Origin of the sequence: Escherichia sp. MOD1-EC6300 (assembly GCF_002965045.1) — a bacterium.
GTDB lineage: Bacteria > Pseudomonadota > Gammaproteobacteria > Enterobacterales > Enterobacteriaceae > Escherichia > Escherichia coli_F.
Genome location: NZ_PTRH01000003.1, coordinates 395,163 through 419,204, shown reverse-complemented (window position 1 = coordinate 419,204; position 24,042 = coordinate 395,163). Strand labels below are relative to the sequence as shown.

Here is a 24,042-nt window from a genome sequence, read left to right as displayed (position 1 = left end):
GATGGTAATAATCCTATGGGTCCAGTCCATATGAGGGGGTCAACATACTATAAAATTCACAATCATAAATTAACTATATATCAAGAACGCCAAAAAAATCCTGAAAATAGTATAATAACAGGGTAAATTTCAAGTCGACCAAGAATCATAGCAATACACATGAGATATTTTGCAATATCATTAAGAACACCGAATGAGGATGCGGTAGCCCCAAAACCCAGCCCCATATTATTAATGCATGCAGCGACTGTCGCAAATGATGTAAGGAAATCATATCCCATACCGTTTAGCACCAGTATAAAAAACACTGTAAAGAAAGTATAAAGAAAAAAGAAACTCCATACAGACCTCATTACGCGGTCTGTAACAATCTTCCCTCCTACATTTACACTAAGCAATGCTCTGGGATGAGAAAGCTGATTTATTTCGTGTTTACTTTGTTTAAAAAGTATAAGAAATCTAAGTGATTTAATTCCGCCGCACGTTGAGCCTATACATCCCCCAAAAAAACTTGACAGCAGCAAAAAAACTATCGTATGTGTGGGCCAGTTTGAATAATCCTGCGTAGCTAAACCATTATCAGTGAGCATGGAGCTAGCAAGAAAAAACGAATGAACAACACTTCCAGTTAAGTCATACATACCTATATGCCAGACCTGGAAAGAGGTAACAATGATAACACCTGAAGCTATTAACAAAAAGAAACGAAGTTCAACATCTCTGAGTAAGGGTTTTATTGTTTTCCTGCTTATAACAACATACCAAAGAGTGAAGTTGAAAGCCGATAACAGAGAAAAAGAGCCCGCCACCAGTTCAATCAAATAATTATTGAAATAACCGATACTCTCACTATGAGTTGAAAAACCGCCAAGAGAAACTGTAGAAAGTCCATGACAAATAGCATCAAACAACGGCATTCCTGCAAGTCGATAACAAACAATACAAGCAATGCCTAATAAAGAATAAGTTATCCAAAGTGTCCGCGACGTATCAGCCAGGCGTGGAGTCAGTTTGTCATCCTTAAATGGTCCTGGCATTTCTGACTGATAAAGTTTTGCACCACCAATACCCAATAATGGCAACACAGCAACTGCCAGAACAATAACCCCTAAACCGCCTATAAAATTTAATTGTGACCGGTAGAACAAATATGCCCGAGATAATGAACTGACATCATCAATTACTGTTGCTCCTGTTGTTGTTATTCCGGAAACCCCTTCAAACAGCGCGTCAGCAAACGTTAAATTAAGCTCTGAATCAATCCATAATGGAAATGCGCTAATAATAGAAAATAAAATCCAAAACATTACAATTATAATAAACCCATCACGGGTGCGTAATTGAATGCCAGATTTTTTAGTGGTATACCACGCTCCGCCACCAATACAAAAAAATATAACAAAAGTAATAAAAAAAACGAACAAGCTTTTTTCTTTATAAAACAATGCTACAACCATTGGTGGTAACATTGAAAGACTATAGAGCCAGACCAAGAACCCACACATATGAGTTACAACTCTTACATGAGATGTATTCATATCCAAATGTTCTTTCAATTATAACCACCTTACTGCAATGTCATGATTATACTGTATAAATTTTAACTCTTCTTAGATCTTACTTCACTGGTCCTTATGAAACAATCAGCAAAATGAATCTTATTATAACACTGTTCGGTTATGTATTGTTGAGCCTTCCCGCTGGGCCTGCATCATTACAAGTCGCTCCCTATGGGGCTTTGTCGAATAAATAATTTTTCGGTAAGTGTCCCCTGAGCAGGTTGTATCTTCAGGCAGTATGAACACTTTCTGGTATACCTACCTTCGTCATTATGTTCAGCGTATGCACCATGACCAAAGCCTCTGCAACCGGCCTATCATAATCTAGCAGCATCAGAGAACCTCAGAATAACTGTTTTACCCTGTACATTGCCGTTTCCGCTATTGAGCAACGATTGTAATCTTTTGTCCATTTTCACCGGGAATTACCCTCGGTCAATCGCTGATACGCGACTGCACAGTTACGGTCGGCATACTCACCGGGCCAGTAACCCGCTCCTTTTTGGGGTGGGATGAGCGCGCTGATTTTCACACGGCGCAGCTGCTCGTAACAGAGCCGAGAGGCGTAAACTCCGTCTGCTGCTGTCCTGATTTTTTGATGGGTTTGCCGGATTAATCCGGCTACACCTCTACATCCGTTACGCTGAATGCTGAGGTCGCCCTTGGGAAGAAGGCATTGCTGACTTATACCAATCCGAAATCACCTACTCGTCCAACCAGACAGGGAGGGGCCTCGGTTGATAAGAGCTCTGTTATTGATGTGCCAGTTGGTGATTCTAACTTTTGCTTTGTAACGGGACGAGCCGTGTTGGCAGATGATGTGTGGTCTGATCCTTAAACTCAGTAAAAGTACGATTTATTCAAAAAAGCCCCTCCACTATGATTTCGATTTAAGGGGCTGATGATTATGTAACGCGAATTTACCGGATCCTTACGAACCTTTCTTTATCCTGCTCTTGCCCCTTTCGGTAAGCCCATTCTCTGTCATGTATTTTCTGGCAGTGAATATATTAATGCTGTGGTCAGTACAAAACCCCTTAACACCCTTGATCTTTTCCCGCTGAACCTGGGGCATCTTCGACCATTCCCGGACGAGATTTTTGGTAACTCTGTTCCATTTCTCTGGTTTGTTCAGCTTCGCTCGGCCCACCCAGGTTAATCCGTCCTTGCTCAAATTCAGGTAATGACGTGCTGTGCACGGCCGGATGTTGTGGCTCTCACACCACTTATTGAAATCGACGTTGCGCCGCTCATCCGAGGTCATCATCGACCATTTCCGGATAACCTCGTAGGGAATGGGGAGCTTTATGGCAACTTTCGACCTTACCCTGACACGACGTTGCGGGACTGTCTCATGTTTCGCACTCAGGTTTTCTTCCGACAGTGCGGAGAGGGAGGACCTGAAATCAAGTGATTCTGGCTGGTTATGTGACAACAGTGTCGCGGCAATGGCGTGAAATCGGGCACTATCCACACTTCCACAGACCTTCACACTGCCATCACTGACATCAATATTCACTAATTTGCTATTACTAATAGTTTTCGTGAAGGTGATGGTGTGGCCGGAAAAACAGAAACTAAACTTGAACGGCTCAGTGAAAAGCTTAGTGAGTTGCGGGTCAGCCCCCACCTCCGCCCGGTACGTAAACAGTGCATTCGTCATGGCAACTACCAGTTCGTTAGCCTCGTCCGTATTCTCGATGATTAAATTTTTCATCTGATTCAGAATTTTCTCGCTGCTCTGGAGCAGCAGCAGGGGCCGGGGCAATGTCGCGCCCATGGCGAGGTTGGAGTAGCATGGCGTTAGCATGTAATTCACTCCTTCCCGTTGTTTTTCTTCTGTGATAGAAGGGCTGAAATCATCTATTCCGGGCTGGCGAATGCGTGAGACCAGTGTTGTGACAAAGGCGTTAAACAGATAACAATCAGCATAGCCACAGGCACTCCTCCCATCCTTGCTGACCATAATATTCACGCAATTGTCCCCATTAAAATCCATATGCGTGTTGGTGAAGGTAATGGTGTGGTCGGAAAAACTAAAACTGAACGACTCAGGAATTTGCAGACCACGCGCCCTAGGCATGTCTGGATTATCCGGCAGTTTAGCCATCTGATTTGGCTGCAGTGCGGTCGCCATGACAGCCGCCAGTTCGTTAATCTGGTCAGAACTCATCGTGCTACAGTCCGTATTTCTGTGAATTAAATTTATCATCTCCCGCAGATGAGTCCTGCAACTTTCCTGGCTCTGCAGGAGCTGGGACAGTGTCACAGCCGCGTTAATGCGGCATGGTGTTACCATATAATACAATCCTTTTTCTCAGGGGGGTTGATATTCCGGATCGTGCCGTGTTTGCCCACGGCTCCCCCTGGAGAGCTGCAGACCTGTTTATTTAACTCGCACAGCGCCGGGGCCTGTCAGTAAACAGGGAGCATAACCGTCGTGCCATTAAACGCCAGACGGGAGATCATTATTATTTTATTAATACAGATCCGTTGCATTCCGGTCTTTACCGCAGTTTAAAAGAAAAGAGAATAGGGACTTAGGCAGTAGAGCAGTCATTGGACAGACCACACTACCCCAAACTAGCAGGGGAGTTTTGATAAAATTTTAATAACCGTTAGCAGGCTAACAAAAAAACAACGGGCGTGTTATACGCCCGTTTCAATATTTAACACATGTAGTGATTACATATTCTTGATGATCGCGTCACCAAACTCTGAACATTTCAGCAGTTTAGCGCCTTCCATCAGACGTTCGAAGTCATAGGTTACGGTCTTGGCATTGATTGCGCCTTCCATACCTTTAACAATCAGGTCAGCCGCTTCAGTCCAACCCATATGGCGCAGCATCATCTCAGCGGAGAGGATGATAGAGCCTGGGTTAACTTTGTCCTGACCAGCATACTTCGGCGCAGTACCGTGGGTGGCTTCAAACAGCGCGCATTCGTCACCGATGTTTGCGCCTGGGGCGATACCGATACCGCCAACCTGCGCTGCCAGAGCATCAGAAATGTAGTCACCGTTGAGGTTCATACAGGCGATAACGTCGTATTCAGCCGGACGCAGCAGGATCTGTTGCAGGAATGCGTCAGCAATCACGTCTTTAATAACGATCTCTTTGCCGGTGTTCGGGTTTTTGACTTTCAGCCACGGCCCGCCGTCGATCAGTTCACCGCCAAACTCTTCACGCGCCAGCTGGTAACCCCAGTCTTTAAACGCGCCTTCGGTGAACTTCATGATGTTGCCTTTGTGCACCAGGGTCACAGAGTCACGGTCGTTAGCAATTGCGTATTCGATCGCGGCACGAACCAGACGTTTGGTGCCTTCTTCCGAACACGGCTTGATACCGATACCGCAATGTTCCGGGAAGCGAATTTTCTTCACGCCCATCTCTTCACGCAGGAATTTAATCACTTTCTCAGCGTCGGCAGAATCAGCTTTCCATTCGATACCCGCATAAATGTCTTCCGAGTTTTCACGGAAGATAACCATATCGGTCAGTTCAGGATGTTTAACCGGGCTTGGGGTGCCCTGATAGTAACGTACCGGACGCAGGCAGATGTAGAGATCCAGTTCCTGACGCAGAGCTACGTTGAGAGAACGAATACCGCCGCCAACCGGAGTGGTCAGAGGGCCTTTAATGGCAACGCGATATTCACGAATCAGATCAAGGGTTTCAGCAGGCAGCCAGACGTCCTGACCATAAACCTGTGTGGATTTTTCACCGGTGTAAATTTCCATCCAGGAGATTTTACGCTCGCCTTTATAGGCTTTCTCGACTGCAGCGTCGACCACTTTCAGCATGGCTGGGGTTACATCTACACCGATTCCATCACCTTCAATGTAAGGGATAATCGGATTTTCAGGAACGTTGAGTTTGCCGTTTTGCAGGGTGATCTTCTTGCCTTGTGCCGGAACAACTACTTTACTTTCCATTCACCTCTCCTTCGAGCGCTACTGGTTTGCTCGTCTGCCACCACGTTGCATATGCGTTTGCGTCCTGCGATACGGATGCGTTAGAGCAATTTTTTGTTAATGATTTGTAATTGGCTTGTCAATACTACCCTATTGTTTGCCGTCATGAAAGATGCGCGTTATTAGGCTATAATGCGGCACTTCATAATCTCTGAAAATACCATGCAAAAAACTTCTTTTAGAAATCACCAGGTTAAGCGATTCAGCTCGCAACGTTCTACCAGGCGAAAACCTGAAAACCAGCCCACGCGTGTGATCCTGTTCAATAAACCCTACGATGTTCTTCCGCAGTTCACCGATGAAGCCGGACGCAAAACATTAAAAGAATTCATCCCGATTCAGGGGGTGTATGCGGCAGGTCGTCTCGACCGCGACAGCGAAGGGTTACTGGTGCTGACCAATAACGGCGCTTTGCAGGCGCGTTTAACCCAGCCGGGTAAACGTACCGGGAAAATCTATTATGTACAGGTAGAAGGTATTCCCACGGAAGACGCCCTTGAAGCGTTGCGCAATGGCGTAACCTTAAATGATGGCCCTACCCTGCCCGCAGGTGCGGAGATGGTTGAGGAGCCGGAATGGTTATGGCCCCGTAATCCGCCAATTCGTGAACGAAAAAGTATTCCCACCAGCTGGCTTAAGATCACCTTATATGAAGGACGTAATCGCCAGGTGCGCCGCATGACCGCCCATGTTGGTTTCCCCACGCTGCGACTGATTCGCTATGCGATGGGGGATTACTCTTTGGATAATCTTGCCAATGGCGAATGGCGAGACGCGACAGATTAAGGATGCAAAATGTTTAAACCGCACGTTACCGTTGCTTGCGTGGTGCACGCAGAAGGCAAATTTTTAGTCGTTGAAGAGACGATTAATGGTAAAGCGTTATGGAACCAACCTGCCGGGCACCTGGAAGCCGATGAAACCTTAGTGGAAGCCGCCGCCCGTGAGCTGTGGGAAGAGACGGGCATCAGCGCGCAACCGCAACATTTTATCCGCATGCATCAGTGGATTGCGCCGGATAAAACGCCGTTTTTGCGCTTCCTGTTTGCCATTGAGCTTGAGCAAATATGTCCAACCCAGCCCCATGACAGCGATATCGACTGCTGCCGTTGGGTCAGCGCCGAAGAGATTTTACAGGCGTCAAATCTGCGCTCGCCGCTGGTGGCGGAAAGTATTCGTTGTTATCAAAGTGGGCAACGCTATCCGCTGGAGATGATTGGCGATTTTAACTGGCCTTTTACAAAGGGTGTCATCTAAAAGGCTGCGTGATAGAATACGCCGCCTTGAAGTTCAATGTCGTGAGTGATCCAATGTCTGAAACCGCAAAAAAAGTAATCGTCGGCATGTCCGGCGGTGTCGATTCCTCCGTTTCTGCCTGGCTGTTGCAACAACAGGGATATCAGGTCGAAGGCCTGTTTATGAAGAACTGGGAAGAAGACGACGGTGAGGAATATTGCACGGCGGCAGCGGATCTGGCTGATGCCCAGGCTGTCTGCGATAAGCTCGGCATTGAACTGCACACCGTTAACTTTGCTGCCGAGTACTGGGACAACGTCTTCGAACTGTTCCTTGCCGAATATAAAGCCGGTCGCACGCCAAACCCGGATATTCTGTGCAACAAAGAGATCAAATTTAAAGCGTTCCTCGAATTTGCCGCCGAAGATTTAGGTGCCGATTATATCGCTACCGGTCATTACGTTCGTCGTGCCGATGTCGATGGCAAAAGCCGCCTGCTGCGTGGTCTGGATAGCAATAAAGACCAGAGCTACTTCCTTTATACGCTCAGCCATGAGCAGATTGCGCAAAGCCTGTTCCCGGTCGGCGAACTGGAAAAGCCGCAGGTGCGCAAGATTGCTGAAGATCTCGGTCTGGTTACCGCGAAGAAAAAAGACTCTACCGGGATCTGCTTTATTGGCGAGCGTAAATTCCGCGAGTTCCTGGGCCGTTATCTCCCGGCGCAACCGGGCAAAATCATTACCGTTGACGGCGATGAAATTGGCGAGCACCAGGGGCTGATGTATCACACCCTCGGTCAGCGTAAAGGTCTGGGTATCGGTGGCACCAAAGAAGGCACTGAAGAACCGTGGTATGTGGTCGATAAAGACGTCGAAAACAACATTCTGATTGTTGCGCAGGGCCATGAACACCCGCGTCTGATGTCTGTCGGTCTGATTGCCCAGCAGCTGCACTGGGTCGATCGCGAACCCTTCACCGGCACTATGCGTTGCACGGTAAAAACCCGCTATCGCCAGACCGACATCCCTTGCACCGTCAAGGCGCTGGACGACGATCGCATTGAAGTGATTTTTGATGAGCCGGTTGCCGCCGTGACGCCGGGCCAGTCTGCCGTCTTCTATAACGGTGAAGTGTGCCTCGGTGGCGGTATTATTGAGCAGCGTCTGCCGCTGCCGGTCTGATTATTGTCTTTAATTACAACAAGGAAGCAGTGAACGTGGCAAAGAATTACTATGACATCACCCTCGCCCTGGCCGGAATTTGTCAGTCGGCACGCCTGGTGCAACAACTCGCTCACCAGGGGCATTGTGATGCCGATGCGCTACACGTCTCACTCAACAGTATTATTGATATGAACCCCAGCTCGACGCTGGCGGTTTTTGGCGGTAGCGAAGCCAACCTGCGCGTCGGGCTGGAAACCTTGCTCGGCGTGCTCAACGCCAGCAGTCGCCAGGGCTTAAACGCTGAGTTAACCCGCTACACCCTTAGCCTGATGGTGCTTGAGCGCAAACTCTCCTCAGCGAAAGGCGCGCTCGACACTCTGGGCAACCGGATCAACGGCCTGCAACGACAGCTCGAACACTTCGATTTACAGTCCGAAACGCTGATGAGCGCGATGGCCGCCATCTATGTTGATGTTATCAGCCCGCTAGGCCCGCGCATTCAGGTCACCGGTTCCCCTGCTGTACTGCAAAGCCCACAGGTGCAGGCGAAAGTCCGCGCCACCCTGCTGGCAGGCATTCGCGCCGCCGTGCTCTGGCACCAGGTCGGCGGCGGACGTCTACAACTGATGTTTTCTCGTAATCGCCTGACCACTCAGGCAAAACAAATTCTTGCTCATTTAACCCCGGAGTTGTGATCTATGGAATTATCCTCACTGACCGCCGTTTCCCCTGTCGATGGACGCTACGGCGATAAAGTCAGCGCGCTGCGCGGGATTTTCAGCGAATATGGTTTGCTGAAATTCCGTGTACAAGTTGAAGTACGTTGGCTGCAAAAACTGGCCGCGCACGCAGCGATCAAGGAAGTTCCTGCTTTTGCTGCCGACGCAATCGGTTACCTTGATGCAATTGTCGCCAGTTTCAGCGAAGAAGATGCAGCACGCATCAAAACCATCGAGCGTACGACTAACCACGACGTTAAAGCGGTTGAGTATTTCCTGAAAGAAAAAGTGGCGGAGATCCCGGAACTGCACGCGGTTTCTGAATTCATCCACTTTGCCTGTACTTCGGAAGATATCAATAACCTCTCCCACGCGTTGATGCTGAAAACCGCGCGTGACGAAGTGATCCTGCCGTACTGGCGTCAACTGATTGATGGCATTAAAGATCTCGCCGTTCAGTATCGCGATATCCCGTTGCTGTCTCGTACCCACGGTCAGCCAGCCACGCCGTCAACCATCGGTAAAGAGATGGCTAACGTCGCCTACCGTATGGAGCGCCAGTACCGCCAGCTTAATCAGGTGGAGATCCTCGGCAAAATCAACGGCGCTGTCGGCAACTATAATGCCCACATCGCGGCTTACCCGGTAGTTGACTGGCATCAGTTCAGCGAAGAGTTCGTCACCTCGCTGGGTATTCAGTGGAACCCGTACACCACCCAGATCGAACCACACGACTATATTGCCGAACTGTTTGATTGCGTTGCGCGTTTCAACACCATTCTGATCGACTTTGACCGTGACGTCTGGGGTTATATCGCCCTTAACCACTTCAAACAGAAAACCATTGCTGGTGAGATTGGTTCTTCCACCATGCCGCATAAAGTTAACCCGATTGACTTCGAAAACTCCGAAGGGAATCTGGGACTTTCCAACGCGGTATTGCAGCACCTGGCAAGCAAACTGCCAGTTTCCCGCTGGCAGCGTGACCTGACCGACTCCACCGTGCTGCGTAACCTCGGCGTGGGTATCGGTTATGCGCTGATTGCGTATCAATCCACCCTGAAAGGCGTGAGCAAACTGGAAGTGAACCGTGACCATCTGCTGGATGAGCTGGATCACAACTGGGAAGTGCTGGCTGAGCCAATCCAGACAGTTATGCGTCGCTATGGCATCGAAAAACCGTACGAAAAGCTGAAAGAGCTGACTCGCGGTAAGCGCGTTGACGCCGAAGGCATGAAGCAATTTATCGACGGTCTGGCACTGCCAGAAGAAGAAAAAGCCCGCCTGAAAGCGATGACGCCGGCAAACTACATTGGCCGCGCCATCACCATGGTTGATGAGCTGAAATAAGCCTCAAATCAGTGCCGGATGGCGATGCTGTCCGGCCTGCTTATTAAGATTATCCGCTTTTTATTTTTTCACTTTACCTCCCCTCCCCGCTGGTTTATTTAATGTTTACCCCCATAACGACATAATCGCGTTACACTATTTTAATAATTAAAACAGGGAGAATGAAAAATGCGCGTACTGGTTGTTGAAGACAATGCGTTGTTACGTCACCATCTTAAAGTTCAGATTCAGGATGCTGGTCATCAGGTCGATGACGCAGAAGATGCCAAAGAAGCCGATTATTATCTCAATGAGCATTTACCGGATATTGCGATTGTCGATCTCGGTTTGCCTGACGAGGACGGTCTGTCACTGATTCGCCGCTGGCGTAGCAATGATGTTTCACTGCCGATTCTGGTATTAACCGCCCGTGAAAGCTGGCAGGACAAAGTCGAAGTATTAAGTGCTGGCGCTGATGATTACGTGACTAAACCGTTTCATATTGAAGAGGTGATGGCGCGAATGCAGGCATTAATGCGGCGTAATAGCGGTCTGGCTTCACAGGTCATTTCGCTACCACCGTTTCAGGTTGATCTCTCCCGCCGTGAATTATCTATTAATGACGAAGTGATCAAACTGACCGCGTTCGAATACACCATTATGGAAACGTTGATACGCAATAATGGCAAAGTGGTCAGCAAAGATTCGTTAATGCTACAACTCTACCCGGATGCGGAGCTGCGGGAAAGCCATACCATTGATGTACTGATGGGACGTCTGCGCAAAAAAATTCAGGCACAATATCCGCAAGAAGTGATTACCACCGTTCGCGGCCAGGGCTATCTGTTCGAATTGCGCTGATGAAAAAATTACTGCGTCTTTTTTTCCCGCTCTCGCTGCGGGTACGTTTTCTGTTAGCAACGGCAGCAGTAGTATTGGTGCTTTCGCTTGCCTACGGAATGGTTGCGCTGATCGGTTATAGCGTCAGTTTCGATAAAACCACGTTTCGGCTGTTACGTGGCGAGAGCAATCTGTTCTATACCCTTGCGAAGTGGGAAAATAATAAATTGCATGTCGAGTTACCCGAAAATATCGACAAGCAAAGCCCCACCATGACGCTAATTTATGATGAGAACGGGCAGCTTTTATGGGCGCAACGTGACGTGCCCTGGCTGATGAAAATGATCCAGCCTGACTGGCTGAAATCGAATGGTTTTCATGAAATTGAAGCGGATGTTAACGACACCAGCCTGTTACTGAGTGGAGATCATTCAATACAGCAACAGTTGCAGGAAGTGCGGGAAGATGATGACGACGCGGAGATGACCCACTCGGTGGCGGTAAACGTCTACCCGGCAACATCGCGGATGCCAAAGTTAACCATTGTGGTGGTGGATACCATTCCGGTGGAGCTAAAAAGTTCCTATATGGTCTGGAGCTGGTTTATCTATGTGCTCTCAGCCAATCTGCTGTTAGTGATCCCGCTGCTGTGGGTCGCCGCCTGGTGGAGTTTACGCCCCATCGAAGCCCTGGCAAAAGAAGTCCGCGAACTGGAAGAACATAACCGCGAATTGCTCAATCCAGCCACAACGCGAGAACTGACCAGTCTGGTACGAAACCTGAACCGACTGTTAAAAAGTGAACGCGAACGTTACGACAAATATCGTACGACGCTCACCGACCTGACCCATAGTCTGAAAACGCCACTGGCGGTGCTGCAAAGTACGCTGCGTTCTCTGCGTAGTGAGAAGATGAGCGTCAGTGATGCTGAGCCGGTGATGCTGGAGCAAATCAGCCGCATTTCACAGCAAATTGGCTACTACCTGCATCGTGCCAGTATGCGCGGTGGGACATTGCTTAGCCGCGAGCTGCATCCGGTCGCCCCTCTGTTGGACAATCTCACCTCGGCGCTGAACAAAGTGTATCAACGCAAAGGGGTCAATATCTCTCTCGATATTTCACCAGAGATCAGCTTTGTTGGTGAGCAGAACGATTTTGTCGAGGTGATGGGCAACGTGCTGGATAACGCCTGTAAATATTGCCTCGAGTTTGTCGAAATTTCTGCAAGGCAAACCGACGAGCATCTCTATATTGTGGTCGAGGATGATGGCCCCGGTATTCCATTAAGCAAGCGAGAGGTCATTTTCGACCGTGGTCAACGGGTTGATACTTTACGCCCTGGGCAAGGTGTAGGGCTGGCGGTAGCCCGCGAAATCACCGAGCAGTATGAGGGTAAAATCGTCGCCGGAGAGAGCATGCTGGGCGGTGCGCGGATGGAGGTGATTTTTGGCCGCCAGCATTCTGCGCCGAAAGATGAATAAATATGTCCATACTTCACGCATTACGTTAAGCATCCGTTATAATCGGTTGCAGATACCAGCCTGTGGATGCTTAACATGGAATACCAACTCACTCTTAACTGGCCCGATTTTCTTGAACGTCACTGGCAGAAACGCCCGGTGGTGTTAAAACGCGGCTTTAATAATTTTATTGACCCGATCTCTCCAGACGAGTTGGCGGGTCTGGCGATGGAAAGCGAAGTCGACAGTCGACTGGTCAGTCACCAGGATGGCAAATGGCAGGTCAGCCACGGCCCGTTCGAAAGCTACGATCATCTCGGTGAAACCAACTGGTCGTTACTGGTACAGGCAGTGAACCACTGGCATGAGCCGAGCGCCTCGCTGATGCGGCCGTTCCGTGAACTGCCGGACTGGCGTATTGATGACCTGATGATCTCTTTTTCCGTACCTGGCGGCGGCGTCGGCCCACATCTCGATCAGTACGACGTGTTTATCATTCAGGGTACCGGACGTCGTCGCTGGCGAGTGGGCGAAAAGCTGCAAATGAAACAGCACTGCCCGCACCCGGATCTGTTACAGGTCGATCCGTTCGAAGCCATCATTGATGAAGAACTGGAGCCAGGCGATATTCTTTATATTCCGCCAGGATTCCCCCATGAAGGCTACGCGCTGGAAAATGCGATGAACTATTCCGTGGGTTTTCGCGCGCCAAATACGCGGGAACTGATTAGCGGATTTGCCGATTATGTGCTGCAACGTGAACTGGGCGGCAACTACTACAGCGATCCTGATGTTCCACCTCGCGCTCATCCTGCGGACGTTCTGCCGCAAGAGATGGATAAACTGCGTGAGATGATGCTCGAATTGATCAACCAGCCGGAACACTTTAAGCAATGGTTTGGCGAGTTTATATCCCAGTCACGTCATGAACTGGATATCGCGCCGCCAGAGCCGCCTTATCAGCCGGATGAAATCTACGATGCGCTGAAACAAGGTGATGTGCTGGTGCGTCTGGGTGGTCTGCGCGTATTGCGCATTGGCGACGACGTGTATGCCAATGGTGAGAAGATCGATTCCCCGCACCGTCCGGCACTGGATGCGCTCGCCAGCAACATTGCGCTGACCGCGGAGAATTTTGGCGATGCGCTGGAAGATCCGTCATTCCTCGCGATGCTCGCGGCGCTGGTCAATAGCGGGTATTGGTTCTTCGAAGGGTAAGTTTGAAGTTAAGCTGGATGCGGCATCACATGCCGCATCCCTTTTCGCTACTTCCGTTGCGCCGTTAACTCGGCAATACGGACGATCACCTGCACCGCTTTTTCCATACCTTCCAGAGTCACAAATTCATGCTTACCATGGTAGTTGTAACCGCCAGTGAACAGGTTCGGACACGGTAATCCCATAAACGACAACTGCGCGCCGTCGGTACCACCGCGGATCGGTTTCAGTTCCGGCTCAATATCGCAGTCACGCATCGCCTGCTGAGCGATATCGAGAATATGCGGATGCTCAACCACTTTCTCGCGCATATTGTAGTAACTGTCTTCAATCACCAGTTCAATGTAGCAATCAGGATGTAACCCTTTGCCCACTTTTTTGGCGATCTCCATCATTTTACGTTTACGCGCTTCAAACTGTTTACGGTCGAAATCACGAATGATGTAGTGCATATCGGCCCGTTCAACGGTGCCTTTCATGCTCGCCAGGTGATAGAAACCTTCATAGCCTTCTGTCATTTCCGGGCTTTCATTTGCCGGAACTTCCGCATGAATACGTGCCGCCAGCGAAAGCGCATTTACCATCACTCCTTTCGCCGTGCCCGGGTGAACATTGTTACCGACAATTTTGATATTGACCGACGCGGCGTTGAAGTTTTCAAACTCCAGTTCGCCTACGCCACCACCATCAACGGTGTAAGCCCAGCGGGCATCGAAGGCGTCAACATCAAAATGTTTCGCCCCTTTGCCCACTTCTTCATCCGGGGTAAAGGCGACACGAATATCACCATGCGGAATGTTTTTTTGTTGTAATACCGCCAGCGCGGTCATGATTTCTGCAATACCAGCTTTATCATCGGCACCTAACAAGGTTTTACCATCGGTGGTAATCAGCGTCTGACCCAGTAGCTGATGCAGCACCGGGAACATAACCGGTGATAAAACTTCATCGCCGATACCCAGCGCAATATCGCCACCGCGATAGTTTTCAACGATTTGCGGATTCACATTTTTGCCGCTGCAATCCGGTGAGGTATCCACATGAGAAATAAAGCCAATCGCGGGGATATCGCCAGGGACGTTAGCCGGTAACGTCGCCATCAACGTGCCCTTCTCACTTAAGGTCACATTGATAAGCCCCATCTCTTCGAGCTGCTCTTTCAGCAGATGCAATAACTTCCATTGGCCTTCCGTGCTGGGAACCTGTCTCACCCCGGCTTTTGATTGGGTATCCAGAGACACGTAGTTCAAAAATCGCTCAAGTAGTTTATCCATGTAGTCACCCTCACTTTTTGTGACAACATTATTAAGAAGCAAGAAAAGACAAATATTGCGTCAGGTCACTTTTAGCCCTGCAAGCGGGAATATTTATCAGCATTACCTTAATGAATATAAAGCTAAGCCAGTAATTCACAACAAAGATTGGCGATTCAAGCGGTTTGCCGTAGAATTACCGCCCTCATTAAGAGTCACCAAGGTGGTTAACCACAAACCCCGCATCGGTAAGCCATCCGTTGCGTTTACATGGGACAGAGTAAAAAATTGAATAAACAATCGAGTTCGCTTTCACCGCTGGTGCAATTGGCGGGAATTCGCAAATGCTTTGATGGTAAAGAGGTCATTCCCCAGCTTGATCTCACTATTAATAATGGCGAGTTCCTCACGCTGCTTGGCCCTTCTGGCTGCGGTAAAACAACCGTTCTTCGCCTGATTGCCGGTCTGGAAACTGTTGATTCCGGACGCATCATGCTGGATAACGAGGACATCACCCATGTTCCGGCGGAAAACCGCTATGTGAACACTGTTTTCCAAAGCTACGCACTTTTCCCCCACATGACCGTGTTCGAAAATGTGGCCTTTGGGTTGCGCATGCAAAAAACCCCCGCTGCTGAAATTACGCCCCGCGTGATGGAAGCCCTGCGGATGGTGCAGCTGGAAACCTTCGCTCAACGTAAACCGCATCAGCTTTCTGGTGGTCAACAGCAACGCGTCGCCATTGCTCGCGCGGTGGTTAACAAGCCTCGTCTGTTGTTGCTGGATGAGTCGCTCTCAGCGCTGGATTACAAACTGCGTAAACAGATGCAGAACGAGCTGAAAGCGCTACAGCGTAAGCTTGGCATTACATTCGTCTTCGTGACTCACGACCAGGAAGAAGCACTCACCATGTCGGACAGGATTGTGGTGATGCGCGATGGTCGCATTGAGCAAGACGGCACGCCGCGTGAAATCTACGAAGAGCCGAAAAACCTGTTTGTTGCTGGGTTTATCGGTGAAATCAATATGTTTAATGCCACGGTCATCGAACGTCTCGACGAGCAGCGCGTACGCGCCAACGTTGAAGGCCGCGAGTGTAATATCTACGTTAACTTCGGCGTTGAACCGGGGCAAAAACTGCATGTTCTGCTGCGCCCGGAAGACTTACGTGTTGAAGAGATTAACGACGACAACCACGCTGAAGGGCTGATTGGTTACGTTCGCGAGCGTAACTACAAAGGCATGACGCTGGAGTCGGTTGTTGAACTGGAAAATGGCAAGATGGTGATGGTCAGCGAATTCTTCAATGAAGACGATCCTGACTTTGACCACTCTCTCGACCAAAAAATGGCCATTAATTGGGTAGAAAGCTGGGAGGTCGTACTGGCTGATGAAGAACACAAGTAAGTTCCAGAATGTAGTGATTGTCACTATTGTCGGTTGGCTTGTGTTGTTTGTCTTTCTGCCCAACCTGATGATCATTGGCACCAGCTTTTTGACCCGCGACGACGCCAGTTTCGTCAAAATGGTCTTTACGCTGGATAACTACACGCGTCTGCTCGATCCGCTTTATTTTGAAGTGCTATTGCACTCGCTGAATATGGCGCTGATCGCCACCCTCGCCTGCCTGGTGCTGGGCTATCCTTTTGCCTGGTTTCTGGCGAAGCTGCCACACAAGGTGCGTCCGCTGCTGCTGTTTCTGCTGATTGTTCCGTTCTGGACCAACTCATTGATTCGTATCTATGGGCTGAAAATTTTCCTCAGTACCAAAGGCTATCTCAACGAGTTTTTGCTCTGGTTGGGTATTATCGATACACCAATTCGCATTATGTTCACACCCAGTGCGGTGATTATCGGTCTGGTTTACATTCTGCTGCCGTTTATGGTGATGCCGCTGTACTCCAGTATCGAAAAACTGGATAAGCCGTTGCTGGAGGCGGCGCGCGATCTCGGTGCCAGCAAGTTGCAGACCTTTATCCGCATCATTATCCCACTGACGATGCCGGGAATTATTGCCGGATGTCTGCTGGTGATGCTGCCAGCGATGGGCCTGTTCTACGTGTCTGACCTGATGGGCGGTGCGAAAAACCTGCTGATTGGTAACGTCATCAAGGTCCAGTTCCTCAATATTCGTGACTGGCCGTTTGGTGCTGCCACCAGCATTACGCTGACTATCGTAATGGGCCTGATGTTGCTGGTTTACTGGCGCGCTTCTCGTTTGCTGAATAAGAAGGTGGAACTCGAATGATCGGTCGACTGCTTCGCGGCGGTTTTATGACCGCTATCTACGCGTACCTGTATATCCCAATCATTATTTTGATTGTGAACTCTTTCAACAGCTCGCGCTTTGGCATCAACTGGCAGGGTTTTACCACCAAATGGTATAGCCTGCTGATGAACAACGACAGTCTGTTGCAGGCAGCTCAGCATTCACTGACGATGGCGGTGTTTTCGGCGACGTTTGCTACGCTTATCGGTTCACTGACGGCAGTTGCGTTGTACCGTTATCGCTTTCGTGGTAAGCCGTTCGTTAGCGGAATGCTGTTTGTGGTGATGATGTCACCAGATATCGTAATGGCGATTTCGCTGCTGGTGCTGTTTATGCTGCTGGGTATTCAGCTTGGCTTCTGGTCGCTGCTGTTCTCGCATATCACCTTTTGCCTGCCGTTTGTGGTGGTGACGGTGTATTCGCGCCTGAAAGGTTTTGATGTGCGAATGCTGGAAGCGGCGAAAGATCTCGGTGCCAGCGAATTTACCATTCTGCGAAAAATCATTCTGCCACTGGCAATGCCAGCGGTAGCGGCGGGCTGGGTGTTAAGCTTTACCCTGTCGATGGACGACGTGGTGGTTTCTTCGTTTGTCACCGGGCCGAGTTATGAAATTCTGCCGTTAAAAATTTATTCGATGGTCAAAGTCGGCGTATCGCCGGAAGTTAACGCGCTGGCAACCATATTACTGGTGCTGTCGCTGGTGATGGTAATTGCCAGCCAGCTTATTGCTCGTGATAAAACGAAAGGTAACACAGGGGACGTTAAATGAAAAAATGGTCACGCCACCTGCTCGCGGCGGGTGCTCTGGCACTGGGCATGAGCGCCGCTCACGCCGATGACAACAACACGCTGTATTTCTACAACTGGACCGAGTACGTGCCGCCAGGACTGCTTGAACAGTTCACCAAAGAAACAGGTATTAAGGTTATCTATTCGACTTACGAGTCGAACGAAACCATGTACGCGAAGCTGAAAACGTACAAAGACGGTGCCTATGACCTGGTGGTTCCTTCAACCTATTACGTCGATAAAATGCGTAAAGAAGGGATGATCCAGAAGATCGACAAGTCGAAGTTAAGCAATTTCAGCAACCTCGATCCAGACATGCTCAACAAGCCGTTTGACCCGAATAACGACTATTCCATTCCGTATATCTGGGGTGCGACGGCGATTGGCGTTAACGGTGATGCGGTGGATCCGAAATCTGTCACCAGCTGGGCCGATCTGTGGAAACCTGAGTACAAAGGCAGCCTGCTGCTGACCGACGATGCCCGTGAAGTGTTCCAGATGGCGCTGCGTAAGCTGGGCTACTCCGGTAACACCACCGATCCGAAAGAGATTGAAGCTGCATACAACGAGCTGAAAAAACTGATGCCAAACGTCGCGGCGTTTAACTCCGATAACCCAGCTAACCCGTATATGGAAGGCGAAGTTAACCTCGGCATGATCTGGAACGGTTCTGCTTTCGTTGCACGCCAGGCGGGTACGCCAATTGACGTGGTGTGGCCGAAAGAAGGCGGCATTTTCTGGATGGACAGTCTGGCAATTCCGGCAAATGCCAAAAACAAAGAAGGCGCGCTGAAATTGATTAACTTCCTGCTGCGCCCGGATGTGGCAAAACAGGTTGCTGAAACTATCGGTTATCCAACGCCAAACCTCGCCGCGCGTAAGCTGTTAAGCCCGGAAATAGCGAACGATAAAACGCTCTACCCGGATGCTGAAACCATTAAAAATGGCGAATGGCAGAATGACGTTGGCGCAGCCAGCAGCATTTATGAAGAGTATTATCAGAAGCTGAAAGCAGGACGTTAATTCAGCAAGCGGGCGGTGGTATTACCGCCCGTTTTTTATTTAGCAAGGATGTGGCTAATGTTGCTGTTATGGACGAGTAAACGCTAAAAGAGGCAGTAAATATGCCAGATGCGGCGTCAACGCCTTCTCTGGTCTACGACACCCGGAAATTCAATTCATTGCGCCCCATCGCAGGCCTGATAAGCGTAGCGCATCAGGCCATTACTCCTGATTTATAATCCTTTCAGCAATTTCTCAACAAACTCTGGTACCACCTGGCTTGCCGGGCCGTAATATTTCTCGGCAAATTCATTACCGACCTGACTCGGTTCAAGATTGAGTTCGACAGTGTGCGCACCATGCAGTTTCGCTTCGTGAACAAACCCAGCCGCCGGATAAACATGCCCTGATGTACCAATGGCAATGAAAATATCGGCCATCGACAACGCCATATAAATTTCATCCATGCCGAGTGGCATTTCGCCAAACCAAACGACGTGCGGGCGCAAGGGTGCCGGGAACTGGCAACAATGGCATTTATCGTCTGACGTAACGTCTCCGGTCCAGTCGAGAATCTGACCACTTTGCGAACAACGTACTTTCAGCAATTCCCCATGCATATGAATCACATTGGTATTACCTGCGCGTTCGTGCAGATTGTCGATATTCTGCGTCACCAGCAAAAAGCGATCGCCGAGAGCATCTTGCAGTTTAGCCAGCGCAAGATGCGCGGCGTTAGGCTGAATTTCTGGCTGCTGCAGCTGTCGACGGCGGGCGTTATAAAACGCTTGTACCAGTTCAGGATCGCGATCGAAACCTTCCGGCGTTGCCACATCTTCAACCCGATGTTCTTCCCACAGGCCATCTGCGGCGCGAAAGGTACGAATACCTGATTCCGCAGAAATACCTGCCCCAGTCAGTACGAGTACTCTTGGTTTTTCCATTGCTTCCGGCACCACTTTATCTCTGAAAAAAATACGCTGACGCAAACGCTCGCGCAGGCGGCGTTTATTTTTACGAAAACGACTTAACCGATGACCCCGACGCGACAGCATAGCAACCTCTGTTGTTTACTCGGTTAGATGTAGGAAAGCCGCACCACGCATTCCTCCCGCATCACCGTGGCGCGCGCGTTCAATGCGCGGAACACGAGCTACAGGTAAGAGATGACGAGGCAGCCTGTCCGCCAGTTGCGTTGTGATTGCCGGGAAATTCGATAAGCCACCACCAATGACGACCAGGTCAGGGTCAACAATGGTCAGGATATTTCCCAGACAAACCGCTAATAAATCCAGATAACGCTCAACGTGCGCCCTTGCCTGCTCATCGCCTTGATCATAAAGCGCAATAATTTCGGGAGCCTGCAACGGTTGATGATAATAGTGTTGATACAGCCACGCAAAACCGCGACCAGACAGATAATTTTCAATGCAGCCATGCTGACCACAGCCGCAGCGGCGTAACGGGAAATCCAGCCCCATCATGGTTAACGCATCAACCGGCAGACGCATATGGCCAAACTCGCCGGTAATATAGCTTTTACCGGTAATTGGTTTACCGTTGAAAATCAGCCCGCCGCCAACGCCGGTGCCGAGAATCAACCCCATCACCAGTGGATATTGAGTAAATTCATCATCCCAGGCTTCTGAAAGGGCAAAACAGTTGGCATCGTTATCAAGGCGGACATCGCGATCAAGACGTGCGCTCAGATCTGCACGCAGCGATTTACCGCTGGCAGCGGGGACATTGGCGGCATACAGCGTACCATCTTCTGTTTCCGGCATTCCCGGAATACCGATGCCGACAGAACCTTTACAGCCAAAACGTTGGTCAGCTTCGGCTACCAGCTCGCACACTGCATCTAAAAATGCGTCATAGCTGTCACGCGGTGTCGGCACCCGCTTTTCCCACTGCAACTGCCGACCGCTATCAAACACGCCAAGCGCAATTTTTGTTCCACCAATATCAAACCCGTAATACATTGCCGCTCCTTGTTTTAATGTACTGCCTTTACTGGCCGCTAAGGACTCGCGCAGGGTCAATATTACTGGCGCGCCGCGCCGGATACCAACTTGCCAAAAGACTCAGCAACAATGCTGTGACCAGTACGTAGAAGACGTCCAGCCAGTGCAATTCCGATGGCAGGAAGTCAATAAAATAGATATCGCTGGAGAGGAACTGATGACCGATCAGCTTTTCAATCCACTCAATAATCGGGGTAAGTTGCAGTGAAACCACCACGCCGATAATCACCCCACACAGGCTGCCGAACAGCCCTGCCAGTAATCCATACCAGACAAAGATGGCGCGAATTAAACCGTCTTTCGCCCCCAGCGTTCTTAATACGGCGATATCGCCACTCTTGTCTTTCACCGCCATCACTAAGGTAGAGACGATGTTGAAACAGGCCACGCCAATCACCAGTACCATCGCCAGATACATAATGGCGCGGATCATCTGGATATCGCGATACATATAGCCGTAAGTACCAATCCAGCTTTTAATATAAACATAGCTGTTGGTCACTTCACCCGCATCGCGTACCAGCTTATTGGCGTTGAAAACATCCGTCATTTTAAGGGCAATACCTGACACGCTGGAACCCATATCAAGATATTGCTGGGCATCCGCCAGCGGGATCATGGCAAAACTGTGATCGAGTTGGCCACTCAACTGCAAAATACCGGCAACGTGCAAACGCACGCGTTTTGGCTGCATCAGTTTATGCTCGGGATTCGAGTTGGGGATCATAATCGACACCCAATCGCCCTGCTTCACTTTCAGCGCATCCGCCACGCCTTTGCCGATGATAATTTGCTGTTCGCCTGCTTTAAAATTGCTCCACGCATCGTCCTGGACAAACGAGGGTAATGCGCTCAAACGCTGTTCCTGTTGCGGGTTAACGCCCTTGACCTGAATTGCGCGCAGATTGGCACCACTTTCCACCAGCCCGGTGAAATTGATATACGGCGCGGCAGCGGCAATACCCGGCACTTTTTGCACGTTATCCAGGGCTTCTTGCCAGTTAGTCCACGGCTGATCCACCGCCTCAATTTCGCCATGCGGCACCACCGCCAGAATGCGGTTATTCAGTTCGCGTTCAAAGCCGTTCATCGCGCTTAAGCCGACAATCAATACCGCCACGCCGAGGGCAATGCCAATGGTAGAAATGACGGAGATCAGCGACACCATACCGCCGCGCCGCCGTCCGCGACTAAAACGCAGGCCAATCAATAACGATAAAGGCATCGCCATTACTCCGCTCCCATCAGGCTCAGTTCCGCCGTCAGACGTCCATCACGCATTTCCAGTTGGCGGCTCATACGTTTCGCCAGTTGCAGGTCGTGAGTAACCACCAGGAAGGCGGTGCCCTGCAAGCGATTCAATTCCCCAAGCAACTGGAAGATGCTGTCGGCGTTACGTGCATCGAGGTTACCAGTAGGTTCATCCGCCAGTACCAGCCGCGGGTTATTGACCAGCGCACGGGCAATCGCCACACGCTGGCGTTCGCCGCCAGAAAGTTCAGATGGGCGGTGATTCGCACGATGCTCCAGCCCCACCGCTTTTAACATCTCCAGCGCACGGCTGTTGATTTCAGCGGGCTTTTTCCTGCCAATCAACAGCGGCATAGCCACGTTTTCCAGGGCGGTAAAATCCGGCAGCAGGTGGTGAAACTGATAAATAAAGCCCAGCTTCTGGTTGCGCAGTTCTGCTTTCGCCGCCGACGACAGTTTGCTCATCGGCTGACCATTAAAAACCACATCGCCGGAGGTTGGCGTATCCAGCCCGCCCAGCAGGTGCAGCAAGGTACTTTTACCAGAACCAGAGCTACCGACGATCGCCATCATTTCACCTTCGCCGACGCTGAAACTGACATTGTGCAGTACATCGGTTTGCACACTGCCTTCCTGATAGCGTTTGCACAGGTTGTCGCATTGCAACAGGATCTTATTCATAACGTAAAGCCTCAGCGGGTTGAGTGGCGGCAGCGCGCCATGAAGGGTAAAGCGTAGACAGCAGCGCGATAGCCATCGCCACCAGCGCAATAACAATGACCTGTAAAGGTTCGATAGCGACTGGCAGTGCCGCGCCATCAAGCAGGACGCCGATTATCGGCATCAGATTATTCAACTGGCTGGCAAGCAGTGCACCAAGCGCCGCTCCGAGGATCGCACCGATAATCCCGGCGCTGGCCCCTTGCACCATAAAGACCATCATGATTTGTCGCGGAGTTAAGCCTTGCGTTTGCAGGATCGCTACTTCGCCCTGCTTCTCCATCACCATCAGCCCTAGCGAGGTAATAATGTTAAACGCCGCTACGGCAACAATCAGGCTCAGCAGCAAGCCCATCATATTTTTTTCCATGCGTACGGCCTGGAATAGCTCGCCTTTACGATCACGCCAGTCCTGCCATTTGCTGCCTTCAGGCAGTTTTTGCTGGCTTAAAGAATCAACTTTCAGCGGCTCATCCAGCCACAAACGCCAGCCAGTGATATTGCCTGCCGGATAACGCATCAGACGCGAGGCATCCTCAATATTCACCAGCATTTCATAGCCATCGACTTCACTGTTGGCGGCGAAAGTGCCAATCACATTGAACAGGCGCTGGCTTGGAATACGCCCCATCGGCGTGAACTGGCTGGCAGATGGCACCATCACGCGGATTTGATCACCGCGATTGACGCCCAACTGTGAGGCAAGTTGTTCGCCGAGAATGACATTATATTTCCCCGGTTCGAGATCAGCTTGTTTCACATTGACCAGATACGGCGTGAGTGGATCTTTTTGCGCCGGATCGATACCCAGCATCACCCCGACCGCCACGCTGCGCGCGCTTTGCAGTACCACATCACCGGTAGTAATAGGTGCGACGCGATTAACGCCGTCCAGTTTGACTGCCGTTTCCGGGAGTTGCTGCGGGTTAAGAGAGCCATGCTCAGAAGAGAGAATTGCCTGTGGCATCAGGCCAAGGATGTTGTTTTGCAGCTCGCGCTCAAAGCCGTTCATCACTGACAATACTGTGACCAGCGCCATCACCCCGAGGGTAATGCCGATGGTAGAAAGCCAGGAGACGAAGCGACCGAAGCGATCCGCTGCACGCCCACGCATGTAACGCAGGCCAATAAATAGAGCGACAGGTTGGTACATGAAATCCGTCTGGTTGCTGTTAGCAAAGACACGAGTATATAAGCGAAAGCAAGATGGGTAAACGTCTGAACTGTAAGTGAT

The 24,042-nt window shown here is 50.1% G+C and carries 21 protein-coding genes and 1 pseudogene; 12 read left to right on the top strand and 10 right to left on the bottom strand.

Annotation, left to right across the window (positions count from 1 at the left end; translation table 11 throughout):
• Positions 1 to 80: 80 nt before the first annotated feature.
• From trkG to icd, 4 genes and pseudogenes are all read right to left on the bottom strand, one after another.
• Positions 81 to 1,538, bottom strand: a complete 1,458-nt coding sequence (gene trkG, locus BGE37_RS07075; protein ID WP_001360580.1) for a Trk system potassium transporter TrkG — start codon at positions 1,536 to 1,538, stop codon at positions 81 to 83.
• Positions 1,539 to 1,788: 250 nt separating this feature from the next.
• Positions 1,789 to 2,178, bottom strand: a pseudogene (locus BGE37_RS07070) (IS5/IS1182 family transposase); the annotation flags it as partial.
• A 312-nt stretch (positions 2,179 to 2,490) separates the two neighbouring features.
• A complete protein-coding gene (locus BGE37_RS07065) occupies positions 2,491 to 3,858 on the bottom strand; it encodes a hypothetical protein (RefSeq protein ID WP_105287901.1) in 1,368 nt (455 codons plus the stop codon).
• 386 nt (positions 3,859 to 4,244) lie between these two features.
• Complete coding sequence (icd, locus tag BGE37_RS07060; RefSeq protein WP_000444487.1) at positions 4,245 to 5,495, bottom strand: NADP-dependent isocitrate dehydrogenase; 1,251 nt, start codon at positions 5,493 to 5,495, stop codon at positions 4,245 to 4,247.
• A gap of 171 nt (positions 5,496 to 5,666) precedes the next feature.
• On the opposite strand from icd, the gene rluE reads away from it, so the two are divergent.
• From rluE to roxA, 8 genes are all read left to right on the top strand, one after another.
• Positions 5,667 to 6,320, top strand: a complete 654-nt coding sequence (rluE, locus tag BGE37_RS07055; RefSeq protein WP_105287900.1) for a 23S rRNA pseudouridine(2457) synthase RluE — start codon at positions 5,667 to 5,669, stop codon at positions 6,318 to 6,320.
• Between the two features lie 9 nt (positions 6,321 to 6,329).
• On the top strand, positions 6,330 to 6,791 hold the full coding sequence (gene nudJ / locus BGE37_RS07050) for a phosphatase NudJ (protein ID WP_000476093.1): 462 nt from the start codon (positions 6,330 to 6,332) through the stop codon (positions 6,789 to 6,791).
• Positions 6,792 to 6,844: 53 nt separating this feature from the next.
• Complete coding sequence (gene mnmA, locus BGE37_RS07045; protein WP_001353282.1) at positions 6,845 to 7,951, top strand: tRNA 2-thiouridine(34) synthase MnmA; 1,107 nt, start codon at positions 6,845 to 6,847, stop codon at positions 7,949 to 7,951.
• 35 nt (positions 7,952 to 7,986) lie between these two features.
• Complete coding sequence (gene hflD / locus BGE37_RS07040; RefSeq protein WP_001297479.1) at positions 7,987 to 8,628, top strand: high frequency lysogenization protein HflD; 642 nt, start codon at positions 7,987 to 7,989, stop codon at positions 8,626 to 8,628.
• Positions 8,629 to 8,631: 3 nt separating this feature from the next.
• Positions 8,632 to 10,002, top strand: a complete 1,371-nt coding sequence (gene purB / locus BGE37_RS07035) for an adenylosuccinate lyase (RefSeq protein WP_050876101.1) — start codon at positions 8,632 to 8,634, stop codon at positions 10,000 to 10,002.
• A gap of 168 nt (positions 10,003 to 10,170) precedes the next feature.
• Positions 10,171 to 10,842, top strand: coding sequence for a two-component system response regulator PhoP (gene phoP / locus BGE37_RS07030; protein ID WP_001265481.1), 672 nt, complete (start codon positions 10,171 to 10,173; stop codon positions 10,840 to 10,842).
• Positions 10,842 to 12,302: a two-component system sensor histidine kinase PhoQ gene (gene phoQ, locus BGE37_RS07025; RefSeq protein WP_000735412.1), complete on the top strand. Its 1,461-nt coding sequence runs from the start codon at positions 10,842 to 10,844 to the stop codon at positions 12,300 to 12,302. Before phoP ends, phoQ begins: the two co-directional genes overlap by 1 nt.
• A gap of 75 nt (positions 12,303 to 12,377) precedes the next feature.
• Positions 12,378 to 13,499 carry a [50S ribosomal protein L16]-arginine 3-hydroxylase gene (gene roxA / locus BGE37_RS07020; RefSeq protein ID WP_001353283.1) on the top strand — a complete coding sequence of 374 codons (1,122 nt, stop codon included), beginning with the start codon at positions 12,378 to 12,380 and terminating at the stop codon, positions 13,497 to 13,499.
• 47 nt (positions 13,500 to 13,546) lie between these two features.
• Here the strand turns inward: roxA and pepT are convergent, their stop codons facing one another.
• On the bottom strand, positions 13,547 to 14,773 hold the full coding sequence (pepT, locus tag BGE37_RS07015) for a peptidase T (RefSeq protein WP_000359451.1): 1,227 nt from the start codon (positions 14,771 to 14,773) through the stop codon (positions 13,547 to 13,549).
• Between the two features lie 249 nt (positions 14,774 to 15,022).
• On the opposite strand from pepT, the gene potA reads away from it, so the two are divergent.
• The 4 genes from potA to potD are packed head-to-tail and all read left to right on the top strand — an operon-like array spanning position 15,023 to position 18,834.
• Entirely contained in the window at positions 15,023 to 16,159 is a 1,137-nt protein-coding gene (potA, locus tag BGE37_RS07005) for a spermidine/putrescine ABC transporter ATP-binding protein PotA (protein ID WP_042003470.1), read from the top strand.
• Positions 16,143 to 17,000 (top strand): spermidine/putrescine ABC transporter permease PotB, encoded by an 858-nt coding sequence (gene potB / locus BGE37_RS07000; RefSeq protein WP_000799396.1) that lies wholly within the window; start codon positions 16,143 to 16,145, stop codon positions 16,998 to 17,000. Before potA ends, potB begins: the two co-directional genes overlap by 17 nt.
• Positions 16,997 to 17,791, top strand: a complete 795-nt coding sequence (gene potC, locus BGE37_RS06995) for a spermidine/putrescine ABC transporter permease PotC (RefSeq protein ID WP_000580316.1) — start codon at positions 16,997 to 16,999, stop codon at positions 17,789 to 17,791. Before potB ends, potC begins: the two co-directional genes overlap by 4 nt.
• A complete protein-coding gene (potD, locus tag BGE37_RS06990) occupies positions 17,788 to 18,834 on the top strand; it encodes a spermidine/putrescine ABC transporter substrate-binding protein PotD (RefSeq protein ID WP_000759307.1) in 1,047 nt (348 codons plus the stop codon). Before potC ends, potD begins: the two co-directional genes overlap by 4 nt.
• Before the next feature lie 212 nt (positions 18,835 to 19,046).
• Here the strand turns inward: potD and cobB are convergent, their stop codons facing one another.
• From cobB to lolC, 5 genes are read right to left on the bottom strand one after another with little or no spacing between them, the layout of a single operon-like run.
• On the bottom strand, positions 19,047 to 19,868 hold the full coding sequence (gene cobB / locus BGE37_RS06985; protein WP_105277131.1) for a Sir2 family NAD+-dependent deacetylase: 822 nt from the start codon (positions 19,866 to 19,868) through the stop codon (positions 19,047 to 19,049).
• A 15-nt stretch (positions 19,869 to 19,883) separates the two neighbouring features.
• On the bottom strand, positions 19,884 to 20,795 hold the full coding sequence (gene nagK, locus BGE37_RS06980) for an N-acetylglucosamine kinase (RefSeq protein ID WP_105277130.1): 912 nt from the start codon (positions 20,793 to 20,795) through the stop codon (positions 19,884 to 19,886).
• 28 nt (positions 20,796 to 20,823) lie between these two features.
• On the bottom strand, positions 20,824 to 22,068 hold the full coding sequence (gene lolE, locus BGE37_RS06975; RefSeq protein ID WP_001251354.1) for a lipoprotein-releasing ABC transporter permease subunit LolE: 1,245 nt from the start codon (positions 22,066 to 22,068) through the stop codon (positions 20,824 to 20,826).
• Positions 22,068 to 22,769 (bottom strand): lipoprotein-releasing ABC transporter ATP-binding protein LolD, encoded by a 702-nt coding sequence (lolD, locus tag BGE37_RS06970; protein ID WP_105287899.1) that lies wholly within the window; start codon positions 22,767 to 22,769, stop codon positions 22,068 to 22,070. The genes lolE and lolD overlap by 1 nt, the downstream gene beginning before the upstream one ends.
• Positions 22,762 to 23,961 carry a lipoprotein-releasing ABC transporter permease subunit LolC gene (gene lolC, locus BGE37_RS06965; RefSeq protein WP_000284708.1) on the bottom strand — a complete coding sequence of 400 codons (1,200 nt, stop codon included), beginning with the start codon at positions 23,959 to 23,961 and terminating at the stop codon, positions 22,762 to 22,764. Before lolC ends, lolD begins: the two co-directional genes overlap by 8 nt.
• Positions 23,962 to 24,042 lie beyond the last annotated feature (81 nt).

What these genes read in the sequence shown, in the direction of transcription:
- trkG (WP_001360580.1), bottom strand. Translation starts at nt 1,538, where the DNA reads ATGAATACATCTCATGTAAGAGTTGTAACTCATATGTGTGGGTTCTTG.
- BGE37_RS07065 (WP_105287901.1), bottom strand. Translation starts at nt 3,858, where the DNA reads ATGGTAACACCATGCCGCATTAACGCGGCTGTGACACTGTCCCAGCTC.
- icd (WP_000444487.1), bottom strand. Translation starts at nt 5,495, where the DNA reads ATGGAAAGTAAAGTAGTTGTTCCGGCACAAGGCAAGAAGATCACCCTG.
- rluE (WP_105287900.1), top strand. Translation starts at nt 5,667, where the DNA reads ATGCGGCACTTCATAATCTCTGAAAATACCATGCAAAAAACTTCTTTT.
- nudJ (WP_000476093.1), top strand. Translation starts at nt 6,330, where the DNA reads ATGTTTAAACCGCACGTTACCGTTGCTTGCGTGGTGCACGCAGAAGGC.
- mnmA (WP_001353282.1), top strand. Translation starts at nt 6,845, where the DNA reads ATGTCTGAAACCGCAAAAAAAGTAATCGTCGGCATGTCCGGCGGTGTC.
- purB (WP_050876101.1), top strand. Translation starts at nt 8,632, where the DNA reads ATGGAATTATCCTCACTGACCGCCGTTTCCCCTGTCGATGGACGCTAC.
- phoP (WP_001265481.1), top strand. Translation starts at nt 10,171, where the DNA reads ATGCGCGTACTGGTTGTTGAAGACAATGCGTTGTTACGTCACCATCTT.
- phoQ (WP_000735412.1), top strand. Translation starts at nt 10,842, where the DNA reads ATGAAAAAATTACTGCGTCTTTTTTTCCCGCTCTCGCTGCGGGTACGT.
- roxA (WP_001353283.1), top strand. Translation starts at nt 12,378, where the DNA reads ATGGAATACCAACTCACTCTTAACTGGCCCGATTTTCTTGAACGTCAC.
- pepT (WP_000359451.1), bottom strand. Translation starts at nt 14,773, where the DNA reads ATGGATAAACTACTTGAGCGATTTTTGAACTACGTGTCTCTGGATACC.
- potA (WP_042003470.1), top strand. Translation starts at nt 15,023, where the DNA reads ATGGGACAGAGTAAAAAATTGAATAAACAATCGAGTTCGCTTTCACCG.
- potB (WP_000799396.1), top strand. Translation starts at nt 16,143, where the DNA reads ATGAAGAACACAAGTAAGTTCCAGAATGTAGTGATTGTCACTATTGTC.
- potC (WP_000580316.1), top strand. Translation starts at nt 16,997, where the DNA reads ATGATCGGTCGACTGCTTCGCGGCGGTTTTATGACCGCTATCTACGCG.
- potD (WP_000759307.1), top strand. Translation starts at nt 17,788, where the DNA reads ATGAAAAAATGGTCACGCCACCTGCTCGCGGCGGGTGCTCTGGCACTG.
- cobB (WP_105277131.1), bottom strand. Translation starts at nt 19,868, where the DNA reads ATGCTGTCGCGTCGGGGTCATCGGTTAAGTCGTTTTCGTAAAAATAAA.
- nagK (WP_105277130.1), bottom strand. Translation starts at nt 20,795, where the DNA reads ATGTATTACGGGTTTGATATTGGTGGAACAAAAATTGCGCTTGGCGTG.
- lolE (WP_001251354.1), bottom strand. Translation starts at nt 22,068, where the DNA reads ATGGCGATGCCTTTATCGTTATTGATTGGCCTGCGTTTTAGTCGCGGA.
- lolD (WP_105287899.1), bottom strand. Translation starts at nt 22,769, where the DNA reads ATGAATAAGATCCTGTTGCAATGCGACAACCTGTGCAAACGCTATCAG.
- lolC (WP_000284708.1), bottom strand. Translation starts at nt 23,961, where the DNA reads ATGTACCAACCTGTCGCTCTATTTATTGGCCTGCGTTACATGCGTGGG.